Here is a 24,461-nt window from a genome sequence, read left to right on the forward strand (position 1 = left end):
CCTCTTCTTTACACGATCCACAAGCGCCCCTTTTGCACTTGCGGCCCGAAATGTTAGCGCTTTCTATTTCAAGGATATAATAGCTTTTTTTATAATGAAAATATCGATTTTTTCGTCTATTCAATAAATTTTTTTTATAATTAGCCTTGCTGACTTCTTAAAAACTCAATGAATGCTTTCACAACAGACAAATGAAGGGAATCCGGCTGGTACATGAGCCATGTATCTCTTAAAACAGGCTGTCCATCTTTATACGAAAGACCTTTTACAAATAGCTCATCACTTGGTCTGAGGCAAATTTCCGGGACAATGGCATAACCTAAACCATGCTTCACCATCTCTTTTGATGTATCTTGCCTGTCTGTCTCCATTGTCACAAGCGGAGGCATCGTGAACGTCTCCTGCCACCATCTGTTAATCAATCGTTTTAATGAACTATCCGTGTGATAGTCAATGAGCGGCAGTTTCGGAAGGTCCTTTAGCTGTATTTCTGATTTTGAAATGATACAAAGGCGTTCTTTATCAAGCAAAAATCGCTCTCCATTCCAGTCGTAATCTCCTCTTAAAATCCCTAAATGTACACTTGATGTCCCTAATAAATCCATGACTTTTGTGCTCCATCCTGTGTTCACCATAAATTGAACATGTGGATACTGCTTAGAAAACTCTCTTAAAATTTCCGGCAGTTTATATTGAGCAAAGTTACTCGACACCCCTAACCTGATCGTTCCTTTGACCTTTTTTTGCATATTGAGCATGCCATCTTTCGTTTGCTGGAGCTGCTTGAGCATGTCATTTGCGTATTTAGCCAAGTATTCGCCCTCTGATGTAAATTCAATGCCTCGCTTTCTTTTAAAGAAAAGCTTCATGTCAAATTCCTCTTCAAGCTGTTTCAATCGATAACTTAAGGCAGGCTGCGATACAAATAATTTTTCTGCCGCTTTTGTGATGTTCTTCTCTTCATATAGCACCTTTAAAAACCGCCAATCTTTCTCATCCATTGTGTGCCCTCCTTTTGACCTTGTTATAAAAATATTTTATCAGTTTCTCTTAAAATAATGTATTTAACTTATTTCTTATTATACTTTACCATTTTGATTAGATAAATAGTAACTAAACAATTGAGGGTGAGAGCAATGAGAAAAGTTCCAATCACAATCATGCGAGGCGGTACAAGCAAAGGGGTCTTCATTCAAGCAAATGATGCACCTTACGAACACGATGAGCTCGAAGCATTTCTATTAGACATTATGGGCAGCCCTGACCGGCTGCAAGTTGATGGAATCGGGGGCGGTAATTCTTTAACAAGTAAGGTGGCCATTATCGATAAAGCCACTCGTCCAGATGTGGATGTAAACTATACGTTTGCACAAGTCAGCATCAATGAAAGGTTTGTCGACTTTAAAGGAAACTGTGGGAATATCTCATCAGCAGTTGGACCGTATGCCATCATTAAAGGACTTGTCCAAGCAGTTGAGCCTGTCACAACGGTACGTATTTTGAATACCAACACGAATAAAATCATTGTGGCAGAGGTAGAAGTCGAGAATGGAGAAGTGAAATTTGAAGGACAGGCAGAAATTCCAGGAGTGAAAGGAACAGGTTCTCCCATTTATTTATCCTTTGAGAAACCTGAAGGCGCTGTCACAGGTAAAACCTTTCCGACTGGAAACAAAATGGATACGATCCAGACAAAGTTTGGAGAGATTCCGATCTCAATCGTAGACATTGCAAATCCAATCGCCTTTGTCCGTGCCAAAGATATTCAATTAAAAGGAACTGAATTGCCTGAGGAGTTTACAGACGAATTGCTGGATGATTTAGAAGAGATTCGTTCCATCGCTGCTGAAATGTGCCACTTTGCACCAAAAGAACTGGCCACATTACAGTCTCCAGCTGTTCCTAAGCTTGCAATTATCAGCGAGCCTGCTGATTATGTAGATACAAATGGAATATTGAGAAGAGCAGCAGATATGGACATCATCGTTCGGATGCTATCGATGCAAAGACCGCACCAAGCACTTGCCATCACCGGATCTGTCTGTGTGTCAGCCAGCTGTTTCATGGATCAAACGCTTCCGGCACAGCTGTTTCAAGGTCAAGATGATACACTTCGAATTGGTCATCCTGCTGGTATTATGCAAACTGAAATTGATATCTCACAAAATAGAGTGAAAGTCATTCGAACCGCAAGAGAAATCCTAGATGGAGTGGTCTTTACAAAAAAAGACTACATGGTTCAACCTCAAATAAAAAGAGAAGCATAAATGAGACGTCATCATGTCGACAAAGAGCTAAAATGAACTGATTTTAGCTCTTTGTCTTTTTTTCAGTGTGAAGATCTTAAAGCAATCCGTTCTAACATCGAATGCAACGGTTTTATACACACTCATCGAACGAGAAATTGTCTAATTGGGCGGTGCATCAATATCTCCTGCTGAATGGGCTTTTATATGTCCTTGATCATCTTTTAACTGAATATGACCATAACGGTTCACACCACAGCAAGTTCCTTCCTGCCATGTTTGCTTTTCACGATCTAGTGAAATACGAAGCGGTTGATTCAGCCGATATAATCGTTTGTTATAAAGGGCAGTGAGGGCTTCAAATCCTTCCATTTGCCAGCGTGCATGGTATTTTTCAAAGGCCGCTACCAAATCTTTCACTAGCTGGTCCGCTTTCACCTCAGTCAGTTCTGATAGGCAAACGGTTTTATACGGAACGTGCTCGGGCTTTGTCTCTACATTGATGCCCACACCGATGTAAATGGCGCTACGGTCTGCTTCAATTAATGTGCCAGATACTTTCGCTTCATTAATCAATAGATCATTTGGCCATTTGATCGCCAGCTGATCCTCTGCTCTCATGAGTGGTTTGAGTACATCATAAATCGCGAGTGCCGTCAGCGGGGCAATCGTTGATTGGGTGGAGATATCTACTGGCGGTTTTACTGTCATCGTGACAGCCACATTTCCTGTAGGCGTTTCCCACGGTCTGCCAAGCCTGCCTCTCCCTGCTGTCTGCTGCCGGGCATATACAGCAAATGAAGGGATTTCTCCTTGCTGAATGAGCCTTTTCGCTTCATTATTTGTACTATCAATGGTGTCGTATTGAAAAATCTTCATGTGCTCTCCTTTTGTTTCATCTTCATATGATCTTTTTATTATAACAAAATGAAACATGTGACCGTGATTCTTTAATGTCGCTGGGCCTGAAAAGTCTCTTTTTCCTCTTCTGTAAACGGTACAGGGGCACCGGTGTCTTTACTTATTTGCACCATCGTGACTGAGCCTGTAAAACACGGTTCTTGCTGTTCATTTTCTCCTAAATAATGAAGGATGAGAGAGCTTGATCCAACCTTTTCTGGCTTTACATACACACGCAGCCTCTCACCGATTTCCACTTGCTTGATGTAATCACATTGAAGGTTTGCCACGACCGTAATCGTCTCTCTCGCTCGCTTCATTCGTTTATCTACAATTCCCGTTTTTTGAAAGAAGGCAATCCGCGCCTCTTCAAAATACACAAACGGGGTGACATTGTTCATGTGACCAAACATATCCGTTTCTGAAAAACGGACGGTTGTTTCCACATAAAATCGAAACGATGCCCTCCACTCTTCAAACGGTTCTTCAATATATGACGGCAGTCTCATTTGATCCACTCCTTATTCGCAAACAAAACACCTCTCCCGTATTGGAAGAGGCGTTTGTTATGTTTTTGCATCCAGCCTCTTGTAAACACTCATCATGATTGGCAAGGAGGACTGAATGTGATGTTATTCTGCGTGATCGCTTCCGAAGAAGTTACGGAAAGCTTGTAATGTTGTATCTCGGTTAAGTGCTGCAATTGATGTTGTGAGCGGGATTCCTTTCGGACAAGCCTGCACACAGTTTTGAGAGTTCCCGCAGTTTGCGAGACCGCCATCACCCATAATTTCTTCTAAACGGTCAGACTTATTCATTGCACCTGTCGGATGTGCGTTAAATAGACGAACTTGTGAAAGCGGTGCAGGGCCCATAAAGGAAGACTTATCATTCACGTTTGGACAAGCTTCAAGGCAGACACCACATGTCATACATTTTGAAAGCTCATACGCCCATTGACGCTTTTTCTCAGGCATTCTTGGTCCAGGTCCAAGATCATATGTGCCATCGATTGGCACCCATGCTTTGACTTTTTTCAATGAATTGAACATACGGCTTCGATCAACCTGCAAGTCTCTCACAACCGGGAACGTTTTCATCGGCTGAAGACGAATCGGCTGCTCTAACTTGTCGATCAGTGCTGTACATGACTGGCGAGGCGTTCCATTAATGACCATGGAACAAGCGCCACATACTTCTTCAAGACAGTTCATGTCCCAGTTGATCGCCGTTGTTTTTTCACCTTTTTTATTGACCGGATTACGTCTGATTTCCATAAGTGCAGAAATGACGTTCATATTCGGACGGTAAGGGATTTCGAATTCCTCATCATAAGGCTTGCCATCTGCTGTATCTTGACGTGTGATAATAAATTGAATCGTGTTTTTTTCACTCATCTTATTTCTCCACCTTTTTCTTCGAGTAATCTCGTTTACGAGGTGCAATTAACGATACATCGACGTCCTCATAGTGGAATGCAGGTTTTTGGTTTTTCCCTTTGAACGTAGCCATCGTTGTTTTTAGGAATTCTTCATCGTTTCTTTCTGGGAATTCCGGTTTATAGTGTGCGCCTCGGCTTTCATTCCGGTTGTAAGCCCCAATCGTAATGACGCGTGCCAGCTGAAGCATGTTGTCAAGCTGACGCGTGAAGGCAGCGCCTTGGTTGCTCCATGAAGCTGTATCGTTGATGTTAATATGCTTATAGCGCTCCATCAGTTCTTCAATCTTCTGATCTGTTTTTAAGAGCTTCTCGTTGTAACGAACCACTGTCACGTTGTCCGTCATCCATTCTCCAAGCTCTTTATGAAGCACATATGCATTTTCTGTGCCATCCATGCTAAGGATGTTGTCCCATTTCTCCTGCTCTTTCTTCACGGCACTGTCGAATGTTGCAGATGATAAATCTTCTGCAGACTTTTCAAGACCGCTAATGTATTTCACAGCATTTGGTCCAGCAACCATTCCGCCGTAAATCGCAGAAAGCAATGAGTTTGCACCAAGTCTGTTTCCGCCGTGCATAGAGTAATCACATTCTCCTGCAGCAAACAAGCCTTTGATATTCGTCATTTGATCATAATCAACCCATAATCCGCCCATTGAATAATGAACAGCCGGGAAAATTTTCATCGGAAGCTTACGCGGGTCATCACCCATGAATTTTTCATAGATTTCAATGATTCCACCAAGCTTAATATCAAGCTCTTTTGGATCTTTGTGAGAAAGATCTAGGTACACCATGTTCTCTCCGTTGATGCCAAGCTTTTGCTCCACACATACGTCGAAAATTTCACGCGTTGCAATGTCACGCGGTACAAGGTTCCCGTATGCTGGGTACTTTTCTTCTAGGAAGTACCAAGGTTTTCCGTCTTTATATGTCCAAACACGTCCACCTTCACCACGAGCTGATTCACTCATGAGACGCAGCTTGTCATCTCCTGGGATCGCTGTTGGGTGAATTTGAATGAATTCTCCATTAGCATAATGAGCACCTTGCTGATAAACGATCGATGCAGCTGATCCGGTATTAATCATGGAGTTCGTTGATTTACCGAATACGATACCAGGGCCGCCTGTTGCCATGATGACAGCATCTGAACGGAAGGATTCAATTTCCATTGTCGTCAAGTTCTGCGCCACAATGCCTCGGCATACTTCCTCGTCATCTAACACAGCACCAAGGAATTCCCAGCCCTCATATTTCGTCACAAGCCCCGCTACTTCATAACGGCGAACCTGCTCATCTAGTGCATATAATAACTGCTGACCTGTTGTCGCACCAGCAAATGCTGTACGGTGGTGCTGTGTTCCCCCGAAACGGCGGAAGTCCAGTAATCCTTCTGGTGTTCTGTTAAACATTACACCCATACGATCAAGTAAGTGGATAATGGACGGCGCTGCTTCACACATTGCCTTTACTGGCGGCTGGTTAGCTAAAAAGTCTCCGCCATATACCGTGTCATCAAAATGCTCATAAGGTGAATCTCCTTCACCTTTTGTATTGACCGCTCCGTTAATTCCGCCCTGTGCACAAACAGAATGCGAACGTTTCACAGGTACGATTGAAAATAGTTTAACAGCTGTTCCCGCTTCTGCTGCTTTGATAGTTGCCATGAGACCAGCTAAGCCGCCTCCGACAACGATGATGCTAGAATTACTCATTGTAGCCCCTCTCCCTCTTCTACTAATCTATTTCCTCTTAAACAAAAGCGAAAATTGCTCTTAGCCCTACATATGAAAGCGCTATAAATATACCTAATGTCACATATGTGGAGATTCTTTGTGAGCGTGGTGAAACTGTAATTCCCCAGCTGACAGCAAATGACCACAAGCCATTAGCAAAGTGGAAAATAGTAGATAAAACGCCGACAATATAGAAACCTAGCATAAATGGAGAGCTTAAAATATTCGCCATCATGTCATAGTTTACTTCAGCTCCAAGCTGCGCTTGAATGCGTGTTTCCCATACGTGCCAAGTGACAAAAATCAATGTGATGATACCTGTAATCCGTTGCAGTCTGAACAACCAGTTTCTTAAGTAACTGAAGCGAGACGTGTTGTTTTGTGCCGTAAAGGCTATGTACACCCCATAAACAGCATGATAGATCAGTGGTAAGAAAATCACGAACAGCTCAAGTGCATATCTGAATGGAAGCTGTTCCATAAAGTGTGCAGCTTTGTTAAACGCCTCTGGTCCATTCGTCGCAAAGTGGTTAATCACTAAGTGCTGTACTAAAAATAGACCGACCGGAATGACGCCAAGCAAAGAATGCAATCTCCGATAAAAAAATTCTTTGTTCCCCGACATTACTTTACCCCCTAGTAAAAAAAGTGCAATTGCTTGAAAATTGTCTTACCCCCGCTTCTTTCAATTGTAAGCACTTTATTCAAATTTATTGACAATTTCATTTTACTCCTATGTCAAAAAAGCGTCAAGAAACCGCGTACATAAATTAAAATTTTCCGAAATTTAAAAGTTTTAAATCAAAATTCGTTTTACTACAATAAGAATTTCTTAGACTTCAGGGAAAACTCTGTCATCATATGCCCACATAAGCTATAATAAATTGTTGAAAGAGGGGAGCCATACAATGAATAAATTCGAATCTAACTTAGAACAGCTAAAAGAAATTGAAGTCAATGGATTTGCCTACGAGCTGATACGCGAAGTTCTGCTGCCTGACATTCTTGGTCAGGATCATTCATCTATGATGTATTTTGCGGGTAAACTGCTTGCTCGTAAATTTCCTCAAGAGTCATGGGAGAAGATCCCCGAATTTTTCCATGATGCCGGATGGGGAACTCTCACGATGGTCCATTCTAAAAAACAGGAAATTGAGTTTGAGCTCGAAGGTCCACTTGTATCGAATCGACTCAGCTATCAAAAGGAGCCATGCTTTCAAATGGAAGCAGGTTTTATCGCTGAACAGATTCAGCTTCTCAATGAGCACGTGGCTGAATCCTATGAACAAGTAAAAAAGCGTGCTGATAAAGTCATTTTAACCGTTAAATGGGATTTAAGAGACCCTAGCTAACACTGTTTATGAAAGGCGATGACTTCGTGTCACGCCTTTTTTATATACCCTTCTATCATAGCACAGTTGGCGTACCGGTTTACGCATGTTTTTCTTTCTTCATATGCTGATGATTTCCAATATAAAAAAGAGGTGTATCTTTTTATGGGATACACCTCTTTTAAAGATTTAAGAATGAGCAGCGGCGCTCACCTTTGATAATTCAAACGCATCATGAAGGGCTTCTACAGCTTTCACCATATCTTCACGATCAACGACTGTTGAGACTTTGATCTCAGACGTACTGACCATTTTCACTTGAATGTCTTTTTGAGCTAACACAGCGAACATTTCAGCCGCAACGCCTGGGTTTGAGACCATACCAGAGCCAACGATAGATACTTTGGCTAATTTGCTTTCTGTCTCAATCTGCTCATAACCAAGCGCACCTTTGTATTCTTCTAATACTTCAACTGTTTTAGACAAATCATCCGTTTTCACAGAGAAAGAGATGGAGGTCTGATTGGTGCTTGTGACAGACTGAATGATGATATCGACATTGATATTTTGCTTTGCAAGTGTCGTAAAAATCGTCGATAGCGTTGTTAAACCGCTTGAAAGGCCGCATACCGTCACGCGTGTCATCTGATCTTCAAATGCAATGCCTCTTACAACTAAATTTTGTTCCATGGATGATTCCTCCTCAATTAACGTACCCGATTCATTTTCAATACTAGAACGGACTTCTAGTGGGATTTGATAATTTTTCGCAAATTCGACCGCTCTCGGATGCAGCACACCTGCTCCTAAATTGGCTAACTCAAGCATTTCATCGTATGAAATTCCTGCAAGTTTTCGCGCAGACGGCACATAACGGGGATCTGTTGTAAACACACCTGGTACGTCCGTATAAATATCACATTTGTCCGCTTTGAGTGCCGCAGCTAATGCCACTGCTGTCGTATCTGATCCACCACGCCCAAGTGTTGTAATATGTAGATCATCCGCAATTCCTTGGAAACCTGCTACGACGACGACTTTTCCCGCACTCAGTTCTTCTTTGATTCTTGCTTCATCGATGTCCACGATTCTTGCATTTCCGTGCACCTTCTCTGTTTTCATCCCAGCTTGCCAGCCTGTAAAGGAAATGGCATCATAACCTTTTGCTTGCAGTGCCATCGCTAATAATGAAATGGTCACCTGCTCACCAGTTGTCAGTAGCATATCCATTTCTCTTTTGCTTGGATCATCTGTGAGTTCTTTCGCTAGGTCTACTAGAACATCCGTTGATTTTCCCATCGCAGACACAACCACGACCACATCATTTCCTGCCTCGCGTTCAGCGATGACTCTCTCTGCGGCATTGCGAATTTTTTCTGTCGATCCAACAGATGTTCCACCAAATTTTTGTACAATTAGTCCCATGTCTACCACCCTTTTTCAAAAGATCACGTGTGAGAGAAGAGGCTGCGGAGACTGCTCTCGTCACTGCAAATAAAAAAGCAATGAGAGAACAAATCTCCCATTGCTTTAAAATCATCATCAAACGATGCAAACAATGAGATAGCCCTCCAAGAAATACATTCTTGACAGCCCTACATTTCTTCAATGTACAGCCAGCGAATAAAATGAGTGGATTTTATTCACTTCGGCGACGCTCCCCTTTCAGCCCTCTTCCTAGATCCCCTCGATCTCTGAAGGCTTACTCTTGAAGTTCGCACCTCTATCTTCAACAAACAACACGTTCATTTATTAAATTAGTCACATCTTAACAGACTTTCGGAAAAAGTACAATCTATTTTTTTAATGCATCCATTAAAAGTTCAGCCGTCTGTTTCGGAATACCAGCGTCCTGAAAATCCTGGATAGAGGCTTCTTTCATCTTTTTCACAGAGCCAAAATGTTTAAGCAACTGCTTTTTGCGCTTTTCCCCGATACCTGGGACATCGTCTAAAATAGACTGGAATGCATTCTTCCCGCGCAGCTGCCGGTGAAAACTAATCGCAAATCGGTGCACTTCATCTTGAATACGCTGCAATAAATAAAAGGCCTGACTATTACGTTCGAGCGCAACAATTTCAAGCGTATCACCCATCATCAGATTCGATGTCCTGTGTTTTTCATCTTTCACAAGACCTGCCACAGGAACAGACAGATTTAATTCATTTTCGAGCACATCTATGGCTGCGTTGATTTGTCCTTTTCCTCCATCGATTAAAATCAAGTCAGGAAGCGGCAGTTCATCTTTTAACACACGGGTATACCGCCTTCTAATGACTTCACGCATGGAAGCATAATCATCAGGCCCTTCAACGGTTTTAATTTTGTATTTTCGGTATTCCTTTTTATACGGCTTCCCGTCTTGGAAGACAACCATAGCGGAAACGGGGTCTGCTCCTTGGATATTGGAGTTATCAAAAGCCTCAATCCGGTATGGCATATAAATATTGAGTGCATCTCCAAGCTGCTTCACTGCACCAATTGTCCGTTCTTCATCACGCTCTATAAGCGAGAACTTTTCTTTGAGAGCAATTTTGGCGTTTTGGTGGGCAAGTAAAAGCAAATCCTTCTTCTTTCCTTTTTTCGGCTGATGAACATTCGTTTCAAGCAATTGCTCAATCAACTCTTGATCGACGCTGTCTGGCACCAAAATTTCCTTCGGCAGAAAGTGGTTGTTCTTTTCATAAAACTGCCCCATAAACGTGAGAAATTCTTCCTCAGGGTCTTGATACATCGGAAATAGGCTGACATCACGTTCAATTAATTTCCCCTGTCTGATGAAGAAGACTTGGACACACATCCAGCCCTTATCATAAGCATAGGCAAACACATCGCGATCAGATAAGTCACTCATCGTCATCTTTTGCTTTTCCATCGTTGAGTCAATGTATGCGATTTGATCTCTCAGTTCTTTTGCCCGCTCAAATTCTAATTGTTCGGCCGCTTCTTGCATTTTCTCTGTTAATTCTTTCTTGATTTGCTGATGACCTCCGTTTAGAAATCTTGTGATTTCGTCCACGAGCTGTTTATTCGTTTCTTCAGAAATGTCATACACACACGGAGCAAGACATTGTCCAAGATGATAATAAAGACAGACTCGGTCAGGGAGTGTTGCACATTTTCTAAGTGGATATAAACGATCGAGCAGCTTTTTCGTTTCTCTTGCTGCTTGTACGTTCGGATATGGACCGAAGTATTTCCCTTTATCCTTTTTCACATTGCGGGTGACAATCAGCTTAGGGTGACGTTCATTCGTAATTTTAATAAAAGGGTACGTTTTGTCATCCTTGAGCATGACATTGTATTTTGGGTCATATTTTTTGATTAAATTCAGCTCTAAAATGAGCGCTTCGATATTAGAAGAGGTGACAATGTATTCAAAGTCTTCAATTTCACTGACAAGCCGTTGCGTTTTGGCGTCATGTGATCCAGTGAAATAAGAGCGTACCCTGTTTTTTAAAACTTTTGCCTTACCTACATAAATGATCGTATTTTGTCTATCTTTCATTAAGTAACAGCCTGGTTGATCCGGCAGGACTGACAGCTTTTCTTTAATTAATTTGTTCATATTTTCATCCGTCCTTGTTTTCCTCTTTCACTCCTTCTAGTGTATCACGAACACTTGTTTTATACCATGATGAAAGAAAAGCGGCTCTCGACTATACGAGAACCGCTTTTTGAGATCATGCCACGCGGGCATAGATCGGTTTATAGATGTTTGTTTACAAGCTCAGCTAGTGCTTCTTTTGGTTTGAAACCAACAGACGTTTCGACGACTTCACCGTCTTTTAAAACAAGAAGTGTTGGGATACTCATAACGCCGTATTTACCAGCAGTTTCTTGGTTATCGTCTACATCAATTTTTACAATTTTCATTTTGTCGCCCATTTCTTGATCAAGTTCTTCAAGAACTGGAGCAATCATTTTACAAGGTCCGCACCAAGGTGCCCAAAAATCTGCAAGAACAACACCTTCTGCAGTTTCTTGTGAAAATGTTGCGTCAGTAGCTTTTACGATTGCCATTATTCATTCCTCCAATGTAAATTATGCTTTTTAGTATAGCATCTACCAAAGTGACTTGCGAATGAAATGCTTACGAATCATTTTTTATGAAATGAATTAAAAAACAAACCGTATAATCGCACCAATAACAACAATCGCACCAATGATCATCAGAATGGTTCTAAGCATATGACATAACTCCCTTTCCGCTTCATTTACAATGTATGATGCCCCAACATTCTTCTCATCAAACATTGAAATATGCGATCAAGCCAGATCGACGGTCAACATGACAACCGACATAGGCGGCAGATCAATAGTCAGCTCGCCGTGCTTAACAGCAAATTGCCGAAAGTCCGCAGGCTGAACGGATTGAGGATCATCGAACGTATTGTGCGCATTCATCCGATCAGCTGTCAGCACAAGGCCAGTGACCTTCGTTTTTGCATCGATTCCCTCTATCGCAAGAGATACGTCTGCTTTTTCATGGGGATTCACATGACAGAAACTAATATGCATCTTGTCAGATGACCGCGAGGCTGACACACTGACTTGAGGGATTTTTTCACCCCGGCGTTCATACGAAGGGGCATTCAATTCTACTTCAAGCGCTTCTTCTTCTTGATGTACTTGAAACATGTGAAATACGTGATAGGTTGGCGTCAGGAGCATCTTTTCGTCCTGCGTTAACACCATCGCTTGCAGCACATTGACGGTCTGGGCAATATTCGCCATATGAATCCGCTGGCAATGGCGATGAAAAATATGAAAATGCAAGGCACAGACTAGGGCATCTCTTAATGTGTTTTGCTGATACAAAAACCCTGGATTTGTCCCCGGTTCTGGATCATACCATGTCCCCCATTCATCAATAATCATCCCGATTCGCTTGTCTGGATCATAACGATCCATGATTTTTCCGTGTTCCACGACAAGCCGCTCCATTTCATACACCTTTTTCAGCGTTGTAAACCACTCATCCTCATCAAAATCGGTCGCTGACCCTTTTTTCTCCCATGTTCCTGGGACCGTATAGTAATGCAAACTGAGCCCATCCATCCAAGGCGCTGCACGCTCCATTAATACTTTTGTCCAATTCACATCATTTGAATTCGCACCGCATGCAATTTTGTAAATGCGCTGACCAGCAAATTCTCTCACATACGTTTGGTAGCGTTTATATAAGTCTGCATAATACTCTGGCGTCATATTTCCACCGCATCCCCAGCTTTCATTGCCTACACCAACATACGTCAGCTCCCACGGTTCTTGTTTTCCATTTTGAATGCGCCAATCCGACATAGGTGTCCCCTTAGGAAATGTGATATATTCAATCCATTCTGCTAATTCTTGAACAGAGCCGCTTCCAACGTTTCCACAAATATAAGGCTCACATTCAAGTAATTCACACAGTCTCATAAATTCATGTGTACCAAACGCATTTGATTCAACGGTGCCACCCCAATGAGTATTCACCATCGGCTTTCGTTCACTAAGGTCACCGACGCCGTTTGCCCAATGATACTCGTCTGCAAAACAGCCACCCGGCCACCTCAGCACCGGGATATGTAATGCTTGAAGGGCCTTTAGCACATCAGTACGAATCCCTTCAACATGATCAATCTCTGAATCTTTCCCTACCCAAATTCCGTCATAAATTCCTCTTCCTAAATGCTCTTGAAAGTGCCCATAGATGTGTTTAGAAATGCGTCCAATCACTTCATTGACTTTTACTGTCCCATTCACTTATAAACCGCTCCTTTGTTTCGTGATGACATACAAAAAAACCCAGAATACCTAGGCATTCTGAGTGTATGAGCGTTAAGAGTGGATATTCATGTTTTTTAACTCTTCATTTAAAAGCGGAACGACTTCGAATAAGTCACCAACTATTCCGTAATCAGCGATTTTGAAGATTTCAGCTTCTGGGTCTTTGTTGATCGCAACAATGACTTTACTGTTGGACATACCGGCTAAATGCTGAATAGCTCCTGAAATCCCGCAAGCAATGTAAAGGTCAGGTGTGACCACTTTACCGGTTTGACCAATTTGCAGGGCATAATCGCAGTAGTCAGCGTCACATGCACCACGCGAGGCACCGACTGCTGCACCAAGCGTTTGGGCAAGTTCTTTCAGCGGTTCAAAGCCTTCTTTGCTTTTAACTCCTCGTCCTCCGGCGACAATGACCTTCGCTTCAGATAAATCTACACCTTCTGATGTTTTTTTAATGACTTCCTTCACAATTGTTCTTAGGTTTTGAATATCGACAGAAACTGGCGTCACTTCTCCGCTGCGTGACGCATCACGCTCCAGCGGTGCCACGTTGTTTGGGCGGATAGTAGCCAAAAGCAGACGATCTGTTGAAATGACTTTTTCAAAAGCTTTTCCTGAATAAATCGGTCTAGTGAAAACAAGATGTTCACCGGTAACGCTTACATCTATTGCATCTGAAATTAAGCCAGTTTGCAGGCGCGCAGCTATTTTGGGTGACAAGTCTTTTCCGATCGATGTATGACCGAAGAGCACTGCATCAGGATTGACTTGATCTAATATTGCTTGAAGCGCCTGCGCAAAACCATCAGACGTATAATAAGAAAGATGCGGGTGCTCGACGATCATCACATGATCCGCTCCATAATAAAGCAGTTCATCCGCTTGATCTTTGACGTGATCCCCTATTAAAACGCCAATCACTTCACCGCCATCAGCCACCTCGTGAGCGGCAGCAATCGCTTCAAACGTCACATTTCTTAATTTACCGTCACGACTTTCTCCAAGTACAACAACTTTTTTACTCATCCTTTAAGCTCCCCCTTGTTCTCGTGATATCGTAAAGTGGATGTTTAGATGACTTTTGCTTCATTTCTTAGCAGGTCTGTCAGTTCCTTGACCTGATCCTGAAGCTCGCCGCTCAGCACCTTGCCACCCTCTTTTTTCTCCGGTAAGAAACGTTCGATTGTTTTGATTTTAAATGGCACATCGTCTTCATCTAGATCTAGATCGTCTAATTCTAATTCTTCTAAAGGCTTTTTCTTTGCCTTCATGATGCCTGGTAACGATGGATAACGAGGCTCATTGAGACCTTGCTGCGCGGTGACCACTAGCGGGAGCTCGGCAGAAATCACTTCCACATCACCCTCTGCATCTCGCTCAATTGAAGCTGAGCCGCCGTCGATTTGAATACTTGTAATGGTTGTGACATATGGAAAGCCGAGTAATTCAGCAAGACGCGGAGCCACCTGTCCAGACCCGCCGTCAATCGCTACATTCCCTGCTAAGATCAAGGAAGCTTCTTTATCCTTGAGATAGTGATATAGAATTGTAGAAGCGGAAAATTGATCCCACTCCTCCAAATCATCTTCAACATTTAATAAAACGGCTTGATCGCAGCCCATTGCAAGTGCTGTTCTAAGCTGCTTCTCCGCATCTTCATTGCCCACTGTCACGACCGTTACTTCTCCCCCGTGCTCATCCCGAAGCTGAATCGCTTCTTCAATTGCGTACTCATCATAAGGATTAATAATGAACTCTGCCCCATCTTCTTGAATAGCACCAGACTGAATAGAGATTTTCTCTTCCGTGTCAAACGTACGCTTCATTAAAACAAAAATATTCATTCATTTCTCCCCCTTGTGTCGTACTAATCCCTTATTCCCCTTTAAAATTCGGTTTACGTTTTTCAATAAAAGCCTGGATGCCTTCTTTGGCATCATTCGACTGGAACACTTCAGCAAACTTTTTGGCTTCCAGCTTCATTCCGCCATCATATGAGTACACTTTTGTCGCATTCAATAACTCAAGCACATACTCAAGCGTTTTAGGGCTTTTCGCTGCAAATTTCGCCGCCAATGTTTTCGCTGTTTCCAGCGCTTCTTCCTCTGTTTCCGCAAGTTTTGAAACAAGTCCGCAGGCAAATGCTTCTTCTCCTGTAATTGGCTCAGCTGTTCCCATCATTTCAAGTGCTTTAGCTGATCCAACATAGCGAGGCAGGCGCTGCGTTCCGCCGAATCCTGGGATAATACCGAGATTTAATTCCGGCAGTCCCAGCTTTGCATCTTTTGTTGCAATTCGAATATCACACGACATCGCCAGCTCAAGCCCGCCGCCTAATGCTGCCCCGTGAATGGAAGCAATCACCGGTTTTGGACATTGTTCAATTCGTTCAAACACTTGCTGTCCTCTGTCTGCAAGGCTGGCATAATCAGACTCTTCCTGCAAGGTCGTAAATTCTTTAATATCAGCACCTGCTGAGAAAAATCTACCTTCTCCATGAATGACAATCGCTCTCACTTCACTGTTTTGTTCAAGCTGATCAAACATGTCATTGAGTTCAGTGAGAAGCTGAGAGGATAAGGCATTTGCAGGCGGGTGTTGAATCGTGATGAGTGCTGTCTGTTCGTCTTGGTGTAAGCTAAGTATTTTTTCCATGTCAATCATCCTTTTTCAATTGTCTTTAAGATTGATGTATTCCGTTTAAGAGAAGATCATGTACACTTTCTGCGAGTGCAGGCAGGTCATACTTTTGATCATTCATGACCCATGTTGTAGCGGTTTCATCAATCGTCCCAAATACCATTTGTCTCGCTAAGCGGACATCTAGATTTTGTCTAAATTCTCCTGTCTTCTTTCCCTCGGTTAAAATGGAGTCGAGCATATTTAAATACCCTTTCAGCACCTCATTGATTTTTTGGCGCAGTTCAAGGTTTGACTGCCTGAGTTCAAGCTGTGTCACAAGGGCCAAATGATGGTCTTGCGATAGCAGGCGAAAGTGTTCTCGAATGAGGAGAAGAAGCTTTTCTTTGGCAGACGGTTTCTTTTGAATATCTGTTTCCATCCGTTCGATGAATTGTCCCATTTTTTCTTTAAACAACGAGATCAGAATATCCTCTTTGTTTTTGAAATAGAGATAAATGGTTCCGTCTGCTACTCCTGCTTGTTTGGCAATCTTTGAAACTTGTGATTGATGGTAGCCGTTCTCTGCAATCACCACAACGGCTGCATCAATAATTTGCATGTACTTCGGTCTTTTCTGCTTCAATGTGCTTCGTCCCTTTCTAAATTGAATGAGCATTCATTCATAACTTTATGTTAAAAAGAAACGAGTGATTTGTCAAGTGATGTTCTTTTTTCTTTTCAACCTTTAGCATACCAGAGCAGACACGTACAATTCAAATCATCCGGCCGCTTGACCGGATGATGCTGGTTCATTCTCTCATTGATCGACTGGTTCTTCTGTTGAAGACGATTGCTTTCTTTTTTCTTCTTCAATTAACACTCTGCGCAAGATTTTCCCTACAGCCGTTTTAGGCAGTGATTCCTTAAATTCGTAGACACGCGGCACTTTAAATGAGGCAATTCTTGTTCTAACAAAACGATCCAGTTCATCCTCTGTTACATAGGCATCCTTTTTCGGGACAACAAAGGCTTTTACTGTTTCCCCTCTATACGGATCTGGAATACCCGCCACAACCACTTCTTGTACAAGCTCATGCTCATAAAGGGCTTCTTCAACCTCTCTTGGGTAAATATTATAGCCGCTCGCGATGATGACATCTTTTTTCCGGTCTACGATATAGAAAAAACCATCCTCATCCATATACCCAATGTCTCCTGTGAAAAACCAGCCGTCTCTTAACACTGCCGCTGTCTCATCCGGCTGATTCCAGTACCCTTTCATGATTTGAGGACCTTTGACGATAATCTCTCCATGCTCATATGGCGCTTTGAGTCCACCCGTTTCTTCACAATAAATACCGGCATCCGTATTCGGCCAAGGGCACCCGATACTTCCTATTTTGTTCGCTCCCCATAAGAAATTGGCATGAGTGACAGGAGAAGTTTCTGAAAGTCCATACCCCTCCACCAGCCTTCCTCCTGTTAGTTTTTCAAAACTCTGTTTGACTTCAACAGGAAGAGCGGCCGATCCGCTTAAGCATGCGGTGATGGATGATAGGTCATACTTCTCAATATTCGGATGATGAAGCAGGGCAATATACATCGTTGGTGCTCCTGGGAACAGCGTCGGTTTCTGTTTTTCAATGGTCTTCAAGGCATCCGCTGCATCAAAACGCGGAAGAAGAATCATTTGATGACCTTCTTTGACTGCAAGGTTTAGCACGGTCGTCATGCCGTATACATGAAAGAACGGAATGATTCCAAGAATCCGCTCTTTTCCGCGGTTCGTTTTATACATCCAGGATGTACACATTTCTGTATTGGCTACTATATTTTCGTGTGTGAGCATGACCCCTTTTGGTAAACCGGTCGTTCCGCCTGTATATTGCAAAACTGCGACATCCTTTTTCGGTTGAAAGGATATTTGCGGAATCTGTTCTCCTGACGACTCTTTCATGATCTGTGAGAAATGATGAATGGAATCACTCTTCTCCACTTGGATGACCATGTTGTTTTTCCTTCGCTGGACAATCGGAAACAATATGTTTTTCGGAAATGGCAAGTAATCTTGTAATTTTGTGATGATCAAATGCTCCATACTTGTCAGCGCTTTCATTTTATAGGCCTTTGGATACAGTAGATCGAGAGTGATCAGCACCTTAGAGCCGCTGTCCTCCATTTGATATTCCAGTTCTTTCTCCGTATAAAGCGGATTGGTTTGAACGACAATGCCGCCTGCTATTAAAACCGCATAATAAGAAATCACCGATTGCGGGCAGTTTGGCAGCATAATCGCTACTCTGTCGCCTTTTTTGACACCGATGTCAATCAAGTGACTGGCTAATTTCAGTGCATCTTCTTGTAACTGCTGGTAGGTGATGTTTTTTCCTAAAAAATGAATGGCTGTATGCTCAGGTGCTGCCTCTGCGGAGCTGAATAAGTAAGATTGCAACGTTTCATTTGGGATGGTGAGTTCGTGGGGAATTTGATTCGGGTAATGCAGAAGCCAACGTTTATCTGACTGCATAAAAACCCTCCTTCCTGAACTTTCGTACTATTTTATTATAGCAAACTTTTCCTTATGGCTGTTTGCTTTTTTCAAATCGAGCTCGTTCCATGACACATCTTCATTTTTTCGACGGTGTTTCTATAGAGGCTCTTTTCCCTTCATGATGCCACTTTTCGTATAATCCACCGATCGCACGAAATGACTCATGGACTCTCTCCACGATCTGTTTATGGATACTAGGGTCATTAGGTAAATGTGTGTGGATGTTGTCCACTTGATATTGTCTCATCATGTCTAGATACACAGTTAGAAAGATGGTGTCTTCTAAAATCCAATAAACGACTTCATCCGCCTCTTTTGTTCTTTTATGAAGCACTTTAATCCCTCGTTCATATTGAATAAGAATATAGCCGGCTGGATCAATTTCAATATAGGGGCTCAAATCATCAAAAAAACCAGTCGTTTGAAAAGGACGTGCAATATACGGTTCATATATGTCTTGGGGAAGAGATGTCTTTTTGAGACAAGTGTCAATGCGCTTTATGAGTTCGTCTTTTTGCAAGATTTGATTCATTCTGATTCGCCGCCTTTGATGAGTGAAAAGCTGTCAAGGTTTTCCCTGACAGCTTTCTAGAATGTATTCTTCATTTTACAGGAACATGTAAACGGCACCAATAACCGCAAAAGTGCAGGCAACTACAATTAATACTTTGGCTAGTTTTTCCATGTCGTCTCCTTAAATGCCGGCTGCTACTACATAAGACAGCCCAACAGAAATAATGAGTGAAATAAACCCGACCGCTCTATTATCATTCTCAATCTCTTTGTCTACTTTAAATCGTGGTGTTAAAAATTCAAAAATGAAATAGCTGACGAGCAGCATCACAAAGCCGTATACGCCCCATCCGACCATTTGAAGAAGCGAGTTGTGCTGGGCGATGGAATGCTGAAAGACATTGGCAATCCCAAAAATCTTCCCGCCGGTTGCCATAGCAACAGCTAAGTTCCCCCGCTGAATCTCTTCCCAGTTTTTATAGGAGGTCACGAGTTCAAATATGGTCAGAAATAAGACAAGACATAGGACGGCCACGCTGTAATAGGCGGCAATTTCCACAAGTTCATTTTCCCAAAAGGCTTTCATGCGTTTTCTCCTTTTTACTTTAATTCGACGATGGTGACGCCTGATCCTCCCTCGCCTTGTTCTCCAAAACGAGCATTTTTTACACTACGGTGCTGTTTTAATAATTCCTGGACCCCTTTTCTCAAGGCGCCAGTGCCTTTACCGTGAATGATCGACACACGCGGATAGCCAGCTAAGACGGCATCATCTAAGTATTTCTCGACTCTGCTTAAGGCATTCTCATACCGCTCTCCTCTTAAATCAAGCTCAAGTGATACATGATAGTCTTTTCCTTTGACCGCCGTGATGGCTTTCTCTTGCTTAAATTCCGGTGCTGATTTGATAAATTCCATATCTTTTTCTTTTACTTTCATTTTCAGAATGCCCATTTGGACACTCCATTCTTTGTTACCCGTTTGTTCGATGAGCGTTCCTTTTTGGCCAAACGTCAGCACTTTGACTTCATCGCCTGGATTTAGCTGTCTTGCTGCTTTTTTCACTGGCTCTGATTTTTTCTTACGGTCAAACTCAGGGACAGCTTCTTCAAGACGCTTTCTCGCATCAATGAGTTCATGTTCTTTGAACGAACGATGCTCACTTTTAATGGACCGAAGCTCTTGAATAATCTCTTCTGCTTCTTTTGTTGCTTGTTCAATTTTTTCTGCCGCTTTTTGTTCGGCTTCTTCAAGCAGTTTGTCCTTTTGTTCATTCCATTCAAGGATTTGTTTTTGCAATTCTTTATGGAGCTTCTCTGCTTCTTTTCTATAGAATTCCGTCTCATGCAGTTCTTCTTCTGCTTGTTTTTTGCTGTCTTCTAATGAAGCAATCATCTGATCGACTTCATTATGTTCCGCATGCATATCTGCTTTTGCACGGTCAATTAAATGATGAGGCAATCCTAGACGCTTGGAAATTTCAAATGCATTACTTCGCCCCGGCACCCCGATGAGCAAGCGATATGTAGGTGATAAGGTTTCAATATCAAACTCTACACTCGCATTTGTGACGCCTTCTCGGTTATACCCGTATGCCTTCAGCTCAGGATAGTGAGTCGTTGCGATGACGCGCGCATTTGTTTGATGAACTTCATCTAAGATGCTCATTGCAAGTGCTGCACCTTCAGCAGGATCTGTCCCTGCACCTAATTCATCAAATAACACAAGTGAATTAGACGTCAAATGCTTTAAGATATCCACAATATTGACCATATGAGATGAGAATGTACTCAAGCTCTGTTCAATAGACTGCTCGTCTCCAATATCAGCAAAGACTTGATCGAATACAGCCACTTCTGATCCTTCTTCGACTGGAATATGAAGACCTGCCTGCGTCATCAGCGTAAGAAGTCCAAGTGTTTTTAAAGTGACGGTCTTACCGCCTGTATTTGGACCCGTGATGACGATCGTAGAAAAATCTTTGCCCAGCTCAATATCATTTGCCACAACCTGATCTCGAGGCAATAGGGGATGTCTTGCCCGTTTTAAATAAATCTCCCCCTGGTTATTCACAGTAGGTTTTGTGGCTTTTTCTGCTTTTGCATATTTGGCTTTGGCGAAAATAAAATCTAATGTCTGAAGTTCATTCACATTATGAAGCAATTCATCAATATGCTCTGACACACTCGCTGTTAGCATTTGCAAAATCTTTTCAATCTCTTGCTTTTCTTTTAGGCGAGTTTGCTGCAAGGTGTTATTTAAATCCACGACCACCTGCGGCTCAATAAAAAGAGTTGCGCCTGAAGAAGATTGATCGTGAACAATCCCCCCATAATTCGAGCGGTACTCTTGTTTTACGGGAATGACAAACCGATCATTACGAATGGTCACAATGGTGTCTGACAGCATTTTCGAGGCAGATTGTGAACGAATCATTGATTCTAATTTATCTCGTACTTTTGATTCTAGTGATCGTAACTGCGTTCGTATGGTGCGGAGTGCAGGCGTTGCGTGATCAAGCACTTCTCCATTATCACCAATACAGCTTTCGATTTCTTTTCTCACGTCTGGCAGTAAAATCAGCGATTCTGCATATGTATGAAGACGGGGTATCTCTACTCCGTCCTCATACATAGAGGTGAGAAAGTGCTTCATGTTTTTTGTGGTATATAACAGCGCCGCAATTTCCATCAGCTCAGCAGGGCTTAATATACTGCCTATTTCTGCTCGTTTGACGCCTCGTCTAATATCCATTAACCCGCCAAACGGCGCAGATCCTTTTAAACGAATCACATCTTGCGCTTCTGCTACCTCTTCTAGCAGATGCTGAATGCTCTCGATATCTGTGAGTGGTATTAAGTCCTGCGCTTTTTCTTTCCCTAAAGTCGAAGCAGTATAGGACATGACTTTTTCTTTTACTTTATGAAATTCTAATGATGCTAACACTTTTTGTTGCAGCATGGTCCAGCCTCCTAACGACTACCTGTCACGCGTTAAAAACTTTTTCATCTCATTGAGTGAAAATGTATTCACGACATTTGCTTTTGGTGTCCAGCCCTTTCTTGCAGCTGTGACACCGACGTCCATATGATCGAGCATGGCGATGTTGTGTGCATCTGTGTTGATCATGATGTTCACACCCGCTTCGTTTGCTTTCATTAAATGCTCTGTTTTTAAATCAAGTCTTGACGGGTTGCTGTTGAGTTCCAGTGCAGTGCCCGTTTTTTTCGCAAGCTCTATGAGCTGATCAATATTTAAAGCATAGCCGTCTCGTCTACCGATCAAACGGCCAGTTGGATGGGCAATTAAATCCACATGCTGATTATTCAAGGCATTTTCTAGGCGCTCCATAATGACTTCCTCCGGCTGAGAAAAACTAGAATGAATAGACGCAATGACAAAATCCATGTCTGCTAGAAAGTCATCATCATAATCTAACGATCCATCCGGCAGAATATCCATTTCGACCCCTTTGAAAATGTGAAAATGCTCGAATTCTTGATTCAGCTTGTCAATTTCTTTTGCTTGCAAACGCAAACGTTCTTTTGTTAAACCGTTTGCTACTTTTAAATATTGTGAGTGGTCTGTAACGGCCATGTATTCATAGCCTTTTGCGATACATGCCTCTGCCATTTCGCGAATAGAAAAAGCGCCATCACTCCATGTCGAGTGCATATGAAGATCGCCTTTGATATCTTTTCGTTCCACAAATTGCATACTTTCTTTATACGTATCAATCTCTGCTCCGGTTTCACGAATTTCTGGCGGAATGAGCGGAAGTTGGAAATGTGCATAAAAAGCGCTTTCGTCTTCAAATGTTTTCACATCCCCAGTTTCGATCGTTTCAACCCCATATTCACTAATACGCTCACCGCGCTCCTTCGCAAGCTGTCGCATACGAATGTTATGATCTTTTGAGCCAGTGAAATGGTGCAGCGTTGTTGCAAATTGATCCGTTGTCACAAGCCGGAAATCTACACTGATTTCAAAATCAAGTGCAAGCATGACAGATACCTTCGTATCACCGCTCGCAATGACATCTTTGACATCATCAAGAGCAACAAGTTGTTCTCTCACTTGTTCAGGGTTATCAGTCGCAATGATGTAATCTAAATCTTTAACCGTTTCACGCGCACGTCTTAAACTGCCCGCTCTTGAAAAACGGATGATTCCCTCCATCTGTTCCAGCGCATCATCAATTCGCTCTGCCACATCTAATGCAAAGCCAATTGGCAGTCGTTCTGGCTGCTTTCCTGCCTCCTCAAGAGCGGCAAGAATCTTTTCTTCTGTTTTTTTGCCAAACCCAGCAAGCGTTTGTACTTTTTCCGCTTCACATGCTTCTTTTAAAGACTGTGCATCGTGAACACCAAGCTCTTGATAGAGCTTAGCAATCTTCTTCCCGCCGAGTCCTTGCAATTTTAAGAGCGGGACAAGTCCTTCAGGCACTTCTTTTTTTAATTGTTCGAGTGTTTCAGACTGTCCTTTTTCGATATACTCTGTGATCACAGCAAAGGTTCCTTTGCCAATGCCGGGTAATGCTAATAGGTCATCTATTTGAGAAAGGCTGCGGTCATCTTGTTCCAGTGCCGCAGCTGCTTTACGAAAGGCAGAAATTTTAAAAGGATTATCTCCTTTTAGCTCCATATAAACTGCAATTGTTTCAAGAAGTTTGATAATATCTTTTTTATTCATCTCTCATCCTCCAGCCGCTTTGGCATCTTCCTATATAAATATACAAACTTTCCCTTCATCCGACAACTTTCTGTCATGGAATGAGAAAAAACTTCTCCAAGAAAGGAGAAGTTCTTAAACTCCATACGTCGACCAGAGGTCTTTGACAAGACCGGACAGGTAAGGGGTGCTATTTACGATCACATCTGCTAACATTGATTTGCTCATCATCGTTTGAAGCGCATCGACTGGAAGTAATGCGGCCACAAACAATAGAATAAACACAAATAGATAGGTTTCAAGAAATCCTAAAACAGCGCCAAGCAGTTTGTTGACCTGTTTAATCACAGGGATACTTGCAATGGTTGTGAGCAATCCGCCGATGATAGCTAGCAGGATTTTCGTCAAGATAAACAGAATGATAAACGCAATGGTATTATAATAAGCTGTTTCTAGATTCCCACTAAAGAAAGCAAGCTGCGCTTGACCGCCGCTAAAATTAGGTGCTGGAATCCACGTAAGCTGTGGTGCAAGTGACTGATAAAACAGAGAAGCCACTAAAATAGAAACAACAAAGCTAATCAATTTAATAAATTGAAGAATAAACCCGCGTTTTAGACCGACAAGCGTTCCCATAAGAAGCAAAAACAAAATGATGATATCGATCACGGT

22 protein-coding genes and 1 riboswitch are annotated in these 24,461 nt (G+C 42.4%); of the genes, 2 read left to right on the forward strand and 20 right to left on the reverse strand.

Translation table 11 applies throughout. From position 1 onward, the window contains the following. Positions 1–140: 140 nt before the first annotated feature. Positions 141–1,001, reverse strand: coding sequence for a LysR family transcriptional regulator (locus FXF70_RS08465; protein ID WP_007501609.1), 861 nt, complete (start codon positions 999–1,001; stop codon positions 141–143). Positions 1,002–1,136: 135 nt separating this feature from the next. Between FXF70_RS08465 and FXF70_RS08470 the strand changes: the two genes are divergently transcribed. Further along, entirely contained in the window at positions 1,137–2,267 is a 1,131-nt protein-coding gene (locus FXF70_RS08470; protein WP_017367811.1) for a 2-methylaconitate cis-trans isomerase PrpF family protein, read from the forward strand. A gap of 141 nt (positions 2,268–2,408) precedes the next feature. Here FXF70_RS08470 and FXF70_RS08475 read toward each other — a convergent pair whose 3' ends face one another. From FXF70_RS08475 to FXF70_RS08495, 5 genes are all read right to left on the reverse strand, one after another. Next, complete coding sequence (locus tag FXF70_RS08475; RefSeq protein ID WP_129547754.1) at positions 2,409–3,125, reverse strand: biotin--[acetyl-CoA-carboxylase] ligase; 717 nt, start codon at positions 3,123–3,125, stop codon at positions 2,409–2,411. Between the two features lie 71 nt (positions 3,126–3,196). Continuing rightward, the gene (locus FXF70_RS08480) at positions 3,197–3,655 is read right to left on the reverse strand and encodes an acyl-CoA thioesterase (protein WP_007501614.1); all 459 of its coding nucleotides are present in this window, start codon (positions 3,653–3,655) and stop codon (positions 3,197–3,199) included. A 123-nt stretch (positions 3,656–3,778) separates the two neighbouring features. Then, the gene (sdhB, locus tag FXF70_RS08485) at positions 3,779–4,543 is read right to left on the reverse strand and encodes a succinate dehydrogenase iron-sulfur subunit (RefSeq protein WP_008345969.1); all 765 of its coding nucleotides are present in this window, start codon (positions 4,541–4,543) and stop codon (positions 3,779–3,781) included. Position 4,544: 1 nt separating this feature from the next. Further along, entirely contained in the window at positions 4,545–6,305 is a 1,761-nt protein-coding gene (gene sdhA / locus FXF70_RS08490) for a succinate dehydrogenase flavoprotein subunit (protein ID WP_008345971.1), read from the reverse strand. A gap of 37 nt (positions 6,306–6,342) precedes the next feature. After that, positions 6,343–6,951 (reverse strand): succinate dehydrogenase cytochrome b558 subunit, encoded by a 609-nt coding sequence (locus tag FXF70_RS08495; protein ID WP_007501622.1) that lies wholly within the window; start codon positions 6,949–6,951, stop codon positions 6,343–6,345. A gap of 283 nt (positions 6,952–7,234) precedes the next feature. On the opposite strand from FXF70_RS08495, the gene FXF70_RS08500 reads away from it, so the two are divergent. Next, a complete protein-coding gene (locus FXF70_RS08500) occupies positions 7,235–7,678 on the forward strand; it encodes a YslB family protein (RefSeq protein WP_008345974.1) in 444 nt (147 codons plus the stop codon). A 168-nt stretch (positions 7,679–7,846) separates the two neighbouring features. Here FXF70_RS08500 and FXF70_RS08505 read toward each other — a convergent pair whose 3' ends face one another. The 14 genes from FXF70_RS08505 to FXF70_RS08570 all read right to left on the reverse strand — a co-directional run bounded on the left by FXF70_RS08505 (position 7,847) and on the right by FXF70_RS08570 (position 24,458). Further along, the gene (locus tag FXF70_RS08505) at positions 7,847–9,082 is read right to left on the reverse strand and encodes an aspartate kinase (RefSeq protein WP_007501626.1); all 1,236 of its coding nucleotides are present in this window, start codon (positions 9,080–9,082) and stop codon (positions 7,847–7,849) included. A gap of 131 nt (positions 9,083–9,213) precedes the next feature. Further along, a riboswitch (Lysine riboswitch) is annotated at positions 9,214–9,391 on the reverse strand. Between the two features lie 61 nt (positions 9,392–9,452). Next, positions 9,453–11,225 (reverse strand): excinuclease ABC subunit UvrC, encoded by a 1,773-nt coding sequence (uvrC, locus tag FXF70_RS08510; RefSeq protein ID WP_146270701.1) that lies wholly within the window; start codon positions 11,223–11,225, stop codon positions 9,453–9,455. Positions 11,226–11,365: 140 nt separating this feature from the next. Beyond that, complete coding sequence (trxA, locus tag FXF70_RS08515; protein WP_007501629.1) at positions 11,366–11,680, reverse strand: thioredoxin; 315 nt, start codon at positions 11,678–11,680, stop codon at positions 11,366–11,368. 246 nt (positions 11,681–11,926) lie between these two features. Next, on the reverse strand, positions 11,927–13,405 hold the full coding sequence (locus FXF70_RS08520) for an alpha-N-arabinofuranosidase (RefSeq protein WP_148780107.1): 1,479 nt from the start codon (positions 13,403–13,405) through the stop codon (positions 11,927–11,929). 75 nt (positions 13,406–13,480) lie between these two features. Next, a complete protein-coding gene (locus FXF70_RS08525) occupies positions 13,481–14,458 on the reverse strand; it encodes an electron transfer flavoprotein subunit alpha/FixB family protein (protein ID WP_007501631.1) in 978 nt (325 codons plus the stop codon). Between the two features lie 44 nt (positions 14,459–14,502). Then, the gene (locus tag FXF70_RS08530) at positions 14,503–15,276 is read right to left on the reverse strand and encodes an electron transfer flavoprotein subunit beta/FixA family protein (RefSeq protein ID WP_017367815.1); all 774 of its coding nucleotides are present in this window, start codon (positions 15,274–15,276) and stop codon (positions 14,503–14,505) included. 31 nt (positions 15,277–15,307) lie between these two features. Next, positions 15,308–16,087 (reverse strand): enoyl-CoA hydratase, encoded by a 780-nt coding sequence (locus FXF70_RS08535; RefSeq protein WP_017358245.1) that lies wholly within the window; start codon positions 16,085–16,087, stop codon positions 15,308–15,310. Between the two features lie 25 nt (positions 16,088–16,112). Continuing rightward, positions 16,113–16,697 carry a fatty acid metabolism transcriptional regulator FadR gene (locus FXF70_RS08540; RefSeq protein ID WP_017358246.1) on the reverse strand — a complete coding sequence of 195 codons (585 nt, stop codon included), beginning with the start codon at positions 16,695–16,697 and terminating at the stop codon, positions 16,113–16,115. A 174-nt stretch (positions 16,698–16,871) separates the two neighbouring features. Then, on the reverse strand, positions 16,872–18,581 hold the full coding sequence (locus FXF70_RS08545) for an AMP-binding protein (protein WP_148780108.1): 1,710 nt from the start codon (positions 18,579–18,581) through the stop codon (positions 16,872–16,874). Positions 18,582–18,681: 100 nt separating this feature from the next. Continuing rightward, complete coding sequence (locus FXF70_RS08550; protein WP_019744088.1) at positions 18,682–19,137, reverse strand: Imm63 family immunity protein; 456 nt, start codon at positions 19,135–19,137, stop codon at positions 18,682–18,684. Positions 19,138–19,299: 162 nt separating this feature from the next. Beyond that, positions 19,300–19,704, reverse strand: a complete 405-nt coding sequence (locus tag FXF70_RS08555; RefSeq protein ID WP_007501637.1) for a DUF350 domain-containing protein — start codon at positions 19,702–19,704, stop codon at positions 19,300–19,302. A 14-nt stretch (positions 19,705–19,718) separates the two neighbouring features. Beyond that, the gene (locus FXF70_RS08560; protein WP_148780162.1) at positions 19,719–22,076 is read right to left on the reverse strand and encodes an endonuclease MutS2; all 2,358 of its coding nucleotides are present in this window, start codon (positions 22,074–22,076) and stop codon (positions 19,719–19,721) included. A 21-nt stretch (positions 22,077–22,097) separates the two neighbouring features. Continuing rightward, the gene (gene polX / locus FXF70_RS08565; RefSeq protein WP_148780109.1) at positions 22,098–23,810 is read right to left on the reverse strand and encodes a DNA polymerase/3'-5' exonuclease PolX; all 1,713 of its coding nucleotides are present in this window, start codon (positions 23,808–23,810) and stop codon (positions 22,098–22,100) included. Positions 23,811–23,924: 114 nt separating this feature from the next. Next, entirely contained in the window at positions 23,925–24,458 is a 534-nt protein-coding gene (locus FXF70_RS08570) for a CvpA family protein (RefSeq protein ID WP_025207758.1), read from the reverse strand. Positions 24,459–24,461: the final 3 nt, after the last annotated feature.

It is taken from the genome of Bacillus sp. Y3, assembly GCF_008123875.1.
GTDB lineage: Bacteria > Bacillota > Bacilli > Bacillales > Bacillaceae > Bacillus > Bacillus altitudinis.